The sequence below is a fragment of the Inquilinus sp. genome (assembly GCF_057815775.1).
This window is the reverse complement of the sequence record NZ_JBYRFX010001045.1, coordinates 1-3649: the sequence shown is the minus strand read 5'-3', so window position 1 is coordinate 3649 and position 3649 is coordinate 1. Positions and strand designations below refer to the sequence as shown.

At 69.3% G+C, this 3649-nt stretch carries 6 protein-coding genes; 4 read left to right on the top strand and 2 right to left on the bottom strand.

Features of this window, described 5'->3' with window-relative positions; genetic code table 11:
* Positions 1-410: glutathione binding-like protein (locus tag AC3XYG_RS37180; RefSeq protein ID WP_489144934.1), on the top strand; the 410-nt coding region annotated here is incomplete at its 5' end.
* 2 nt (positions 411-412) lie between these two features.
* The gene (locus AC3XYG_RS37175) at positions 413-1117 is read left to right on the top strand and encodes a glutathione S-transferase family protein (protein WP_489144933.1); all 705 of its coding nucleotides are present in this window, start codon (positions 413-415) and stop codon (positions 1115-1117) included.
* A gap of 33 nt (positions 1118-1150) precedes the next feature.
* On the opposite strand, the gene AC3XYG_RS37170 is transcribed toward AC3XYG_RS37175, so the two are convergent.
* On the bottom strand, positions 1151-1993 hold the full coding sequence (locus tag AC3XYG_RS37170) for an SDR family oxidoreductase (RefSeq protein ID WP_489144932.1): 843 nt from the start codon (positions 1991-1993) through the stop codon (positions 1151-1153).
* A gap of 117 nt (positions 1994-2110) precedes the next feature.
* Here AC3XYG_RS37170 and AC3XYG_RS37165 point away from each other — a divergent pair, with 117 nt between their 5' ends.
* The gene (locus tag AC3XYG_RS37165; RefSeq protein ID WP_489144931.1) at positions 2111-2683 is read left to right on the top strand and encodes a TetR family transcriptional regulator; all 573 of its coding nucleotides are present in this window, start codon (positions 2111-2113) and stop codon (positions 2681-2683) included.
* 27 nt (positions 2684-2710) lie between these two features.
* Here the strand turns inward: AC3XYG_RS37165 and AC3XYG_RS37160 are convergent, their stop codons facing one another.
* Positions 2711-3232 carry a DUF1579 domain-containing protein gene (locus tag AC3XYG_RS37160; RefSeq protein WP_489144930.1) on the bottom strand — a complete coding sequence of 174 codons (522 nt, stop codon included), beginning with the start codon at positions 3230-3232 and terminating at the stop codon, positions 2711-2713.
* Positions 3233-3320: 88 nt separating this feature from the next.
* Here AC3XYG_RS37160 and AC3XYG_RS37155 point away from each other — a divergent pair.
* A partial coding sequence (locus AC3XYG_RS37155) for a helix-turn-helix transcriptional regulator (RefSeq protein WP_489144929.1) occupies positions 3321-3649 on the top strand: 329 nt, incomplete at its 3' end.

The window sequence follows — 3649 nt, the reverse complement described above, 5'->3', positions numbered from 1 at the left end:
GGCTGTACTGGCAGATGGGCGGCCTCGGGCCGATGGCCGGGCAGAACCACCACTTCTCGGTCTATGCGCCGGAGCGCATCCCCTATGCCACCGAGCGCTATGTCAAGGAGACCGGGCGGCTGTACGGCGTGCTCGACCGCCAGCTCGCCGGCCGTGATTTCGTCGCCGGCGGAGCGTTCTCGATCGCCGACATCGCCATCTACCCGTGGATCGTGCCCTATCAGCGGCAGCAGCAGCGGCTCGAGGATTTCCCGAACGTCGCCCGCTGGTTTGCCGCTATTGCGACCCGGCCCTCGGTGGTCCGTGCCTATGAGATCGCGGCAGAGGTCAACACGGTGCCGACGGTGACGGAGGAGTCGAAGCGCCATCTCTTCGGCCAGTCGGCTGTCACCGTGCAAGGGCGGGCCTGACCATGGCGACGGCCGCGCTGACCCTCTACGAACTGGCCGGGGCCGATGCCGCGCTGCGCTTCAGCCCGCATTGCTGGAAGGTCCGGATGGCCCTGGCCCATAAGGGGCTGGAGGTGGACCGAGTGCCCTGGCGCTTCACCGAGAAGGACAGGATTGCCTTCTCCGGCCAGGGCATGGTGCCGGTGCTGGTGCATGACGGCGAGACCGTCTGCGATTCCTGGCAGATCGCGCTGCACCTGGAGGAACGGTTCCCCGACCGGCCGGCGCTGTTCGGCGGGGTGGAGGCGATGGCGCTGGCACGGTTCGTCAATGGCTGGGCCGACACCACGCTGGCCGCGGCCATCGCCCGGGTCATCGTGGTCGACGTCCATGACCGGGTGCATGACGACGACCGCACCTATTTCCGCACCAGCCGGGAACAGCGCTTCGGCCGGTCGCTGGAGGAGGTGGCGGCGGACCGCCCGGCCCATCTCGCCGCCGTCCGCCAGGCGCTGCTGCCGGTGCGGCGGGCGCTGGCGGCCGGCGACTTCCTGGCTGGGCCGGCGCCCGCCTATGCCGATTACTGCGTGTTCGGGATGCTGATGTGGGCCCGCTGCGCCAGCCCGGTTGAGCTGCTGGAAACCGGCGACCCGGTCTTCGCCTGGCGCGACCGGCTGCTCGACGCCTTCGGCGGCCTGGCCCGGGCGGCGCCCGCCGTCCAGGGCTGAGGCGGCCGTTCAGCCGGCGGCCGCCGTCCCTCGTCAGGCGGTCACCGGCAGGTCGGTCGAGAAGGCCAGGTCCTTCTGCGCTTCCAGCGCCGCGAGCCGGTCGGTCAGCGCCTTGTGGATCGCGTTGTAGCTGTCGCTGCCCAGCGCGATCCGCTTCGGCGCCGGGGTCTGGTCGACGCTGTCGATCATGATCGCGGCCATCCGGGCGGGATCGCCGAGCGGGATGCTCGTGCCTGCCTCGATCATGGTGCGGGCAAAGCGGGCGGGGGAGGCGTCATAGGCATCGATCTTCGGACCAAGCTGGGCGCTGCGGTAGCGGAAGTCGGTGCGGGCGCCGCCCGGCTCGACCAGGGTGCAGCCGATGTTGAACGGCGCCACCTCCTGCCCGACCGCGTCGATGAAGCCTTCGATGCCCCATTTGCCGGCGTGATACAGCGACCCGCCGGGAAAGGCGACCTGGCCGCCGACGGTGGAGAGCTGGATGATCCGGCCGCCGCCCTGCCGGCGCAGATGCGGCAGCGCCGCCCGCACCAGCTGGATCGAACCCGTCAGGTTGGTGTCGATCTGGTGCTGCACCTGCTCGTCCGTCGCTTCCTCGGCCGCGCCGAGCAGGCCATAGCCGGCATTGCTGACGACGACATCGATCCGGCCGAGATCGGCGAAAGCCTGGTCCACCACCCGGCGGATCGCCGGCCGGTCGGTGACGTCGAGAGACGCCAGCCACAGCAGGTCGCCATGGGCGGCCTTGAGGTCGTCCATCGAATCCAGCTTGCGGACGGTGCCGGCGACGCGGTCGCCGCGGGCGAGAAGCTGTTCCGTCATATGGCGGCCGAAGCCGCTGTTCACGCCGGTGATGAGCCAGGTGCGCTGCGCCATGTTTCGATCCTCTGTCGGTTGCGGCCAGTATCTTGACTAACTGGTTAGTTAGTAGATGGATCTGTCTAACCGGTTAGTCAAGCGATAGAGTCGAGACCGGATTGCAGGGACGATGCGATGGGGACCGCCGAAGCGACGCGGGAACGGATTCTGGAGGCGGCCATGGCGGAGTTCTCCGCCTATGGCATTGCCGGCGCGCGGGTCGACCGCATCGCCAAGGCGGCCGGATGCAACAAGAACCTGATCTACATCTACTTCGAGAACAAAGAGACGCTGTTCACCACCGTGCTGCAGAAGCACCTCGTGCGGGTCTATGAAGCGGTCGCGTTCACGCCCGACGATCTGCCGGGCTACGCGGCCCGTGCGTTCGATTTCACCATGGCGCATCCCGACCTGATGCGGCTGATGGCGTGGTTCGGCCTGGAACAGGCGCCGGGACGGCCGCCCGGGCTCGGCGACACCATGGGCGAGAAGGTGGCGGCGCTGCTGCAGGCGCAGGGCGCGGGCCAGGTGGGAACCGCCTTCCCGCCAACATTCCTGGTGACTGCGATCATGGCGCTCGCCACGGCCTGGACGGCGGCGAACGCCTTCGGACCGTCGCTCGATCCCGAGGCGCACAAGCAGCCGGCCGTGCTCCGGCAGAACATCATGAAGGCCGTGCGGCTGCTCGCCGAGGCCAAGGGCGACTGAAGCAGGCCGCCCAGGCCGCAAGCGGGATCAGCCGATCCGGTCGAAGCGCATGATCCAGTTGGTCTCCCAGCTGGCGCCGGCATCGGTCGAGAAGGCCTGTTCCCACCGCGCCGACCGCTCGGTGATCTCCGACCAGATGAAGCGGACCACGATCGGCCGGCCTTCCCAGGTCTCGTCGGCGAGGAAGGTGCCGACGCCGTTCTCGAACCGGCCGCGCACCGGCGTGTCCAGCCCGGGCGCCCGGCCGTCGATCCACCAGATCGACCACAGCCGCTTCGCCGGATCGAACAGCCGCAGCGTGGCGGCACGATAGGGGCCGGCCGGCAGCTCCAGGATGTTGTCGTCGGCGTTGGCCAGCCCGCCGACCATCGGCCGCATCTCGCAATGGCCGGCGAATTCGTCCCAATGCGTGTCGCCGGCCAGGCGCCGGCGCAGCTTGCGGTGCGACACGGCCCAGCGCCCGGCGAACCAGTCGAAGTCGTCACGGCCATCACGCGGCGTGTCGATGGCATCGGTGCAGGCGGCGGGCTTCGCGAACAAGGCTGACATCGTCATCTCCTGCGATCGGTTGATGCGACGATGATGCGGCCTGTTTCCTGACATCCTGTGTCAGGATTTTTTCGGCTATAGTCGGGCCATGCGCGCCGACCGCCTGCTCTCGATCCTCCTGCTGCTGCAATCCCGCGGCCGGCTGACCGCGCAGGCGCTGGCGGATGAGTTCGAGGTGTCGGTGCGCACGGTCTATCGCGACATCGACGACCTCTCCGCCGCCGGCATCCCGGTCTATGCCGATCGCGGCCCGGGCGGCGGCTTCCAGCTGCTCGATGGCTACCGCACCCGGCTGACCGGGCTGACGGCGGGTGAGGCCGAGACGCTGCTGCTGGCCGGGCTGCCGGGGCCGGCGGCGGATCTCGGCCTGGGCGAGCCGCTGGCGATGGCGCGGCTGAAGCTGCTGGCGGCGGTGCC

What these genes read in the sequence shown, in the direction of transcription:
- AC3XYG_RS37170 (WP_489144932.1), bottom strand. Translation starts at nt 1,993, where the DNA reads ATGGCGCAGCGCACCTGGCTCATCACCGGCGTGAACAGCGGCTTCGGC.
- AC3XYG_RS37165 (WP_489144931.1), top strand. Translation starts at nt 2,111, where the DNA reads ATGGGGACCGCCGAAGCGACGCGGGAACGGATTCTGGAGGCGGCCATG.
- AC3XYG_RS37175 (WP_489144933.1), top strand. Translation starts at nt 413, where the DNA reads ATGGCGACGGCCGCGCTGACCCTCTACGAACTGGCCGGGGCCGATGCC.
- AC3XYG_RS37160 (WP_489144930.1), bottom strand. Translation starts at nt 3,232, where the DNA reads ATGTCAGCCTTGTTCGCGAAGCCCGCCGCCTGCACCGATGCCATCGAC.